Genomic DNA, 1,424 nt, shown 5'->3' on the forward strand with positions numbered 1-1,424 from the left:
TTCGCAAGAGATGCGATGGATGTCTGGTGATTTGTAGTCATAAATTTTAGTCCCCACTTGTTTTTAAGTGGGGACTAAATTAAGGCTTATAGGATGAATTCATAAGGTGTGTTCAGCGGACGCTTACTCTATAAAGATATTAGAAATAGCTACATAGAGTTTATTTCTAGTTTATTCAAATTAGTCGTTCAAATTAGGCGTTACTACGGATGAACAATAATTTTTACAGCAGACTCATTATTATGAATCAATGTTTCAAAGCCTTTAGAAACAAGATCATCTAATGCAATCCGTTGGGTAATAAAAGGTTCTAGATTAATCTTACCTTGCTCAACCAAACGGATAGTTTCCTGATGATCATTTACATAAGCAATCGTGCCACGAATATCTAGCTCTTTCATCACCACACTATGCACATTAATTGTGGCAGGATGGCTCCAAATAGAAACGATAACGACTACACCAGTTGGTTTCATTGCTGCAACGAGTGTATCCATGACTTTATTGACACTACTACATTCAAAAGCGACATCTACACCGCGGTCTTCTGTAATTTTCATTACCTCAGCAACTACATCAACCTTAGATGGGTCTAGTACATAATCGGCAACACCCGCTTCTATCGCTTTTTCTTTACGTTTTGCACTCAGTTCAGTAATGATGACCGTGAGACCTTTAGCCTTTAAAATAGCAGATAAAAGTAAGCCTATTGGGCCTGCTCCACCAACCAGTGCGATATCGCCAGCTTTTGCGCCACTTCTGACATAGGCATGATGACCGACAGATAAAGGTTCTATCAATGCTGCTTGGTCTAAAGGAATATCATTTGAAATAGGATGTACCCAACGCCGCTGAACTGCAATTTTTTCAGAAAGACCACCACCGCGTCCGCCTAAACCAATAAAGTTCATATTTTTTGATAAATGATACTTATCATTGGGGCCAGTCGGCACATCGTCAGCAATGATGTAGGGTTCAACTACGACATGTTGCCCAATTTGGATATCATCTACACCCTCTCCAACTGCATAAACCACGCCTGAAAATTCATGTCCCATTGTTACAGGTGCAGATTCTCCCGAAATTGGGTGTGGGTGACCACAAGGTGGAATAAAAATAGGACCTTCCATGAATTCATGTAAATCTGTACCGCAAATACCACACCACGCAACTTGAATTCCAACTGTGCCTGGAAGTACTTTCGGTTCAGGGATATCTTCAATTCGAATATCCCCTCGGTCATAAAAACGAGCTGCTTTCATTTTATATTCCTTATATTGATGTTAACGGTAAACCATTCTAGACGTAATACCAAATCAGCATATTGTTTTCTTGGAAAAATTTTAAATAATGTGAAGAAGTGGCAAATTCCACAAGTGATCAACACGGATAAAGCACCCACATATGGACGTGCTTTATCACGG

Annotated in this window: 1 protein-coding gene and 1 pseudogene; one reads left to right on the forward strand and one right to left on the reverse strand. The window is 39.6% G+C overall.

Features of this window, described 5'->3' with window-relative positions; translation table 11 throughout:
• Positions 1–203 precede the first annotated feature (203 nt).
• Positions 204–1,262 carry a 2,3-butanediol dehydrogenase gene (locus FTT84_RS17755; protein WP_004281883.1) on the reverse strand — a complete coding sequence of 353 codons (1,059 nt, stop codon included), beginning with the start codon at positions 1,260–1,262 and terminating at the stop codon, positions 204–206.
• Between the two features lie 36 nt (positions 1,263–1,298).
• On the opposite strand from FTT84_RS17755, the pseudogene FTT84_RS17760 reads away from it, so the two are divergent.
• Positions 1,299–1,424 (forward strand): annotated as a pseudogene (locus tag FTT84_RS17760) (DDE-type integrase/transposase/recombinase); the annotation flags it as partial.

Origin of the sequence: Acinetobacter sp. YH01019 (assembly GCF_013420285.1) — a bacterium.
GTDB classification, from domain to species: Bacteria; Pseudomonadota; Gammaproteobacteria; order Pseudomonadales; family Moraxellaceae; genus Acinetobacter; species Acinetobacter gandensis.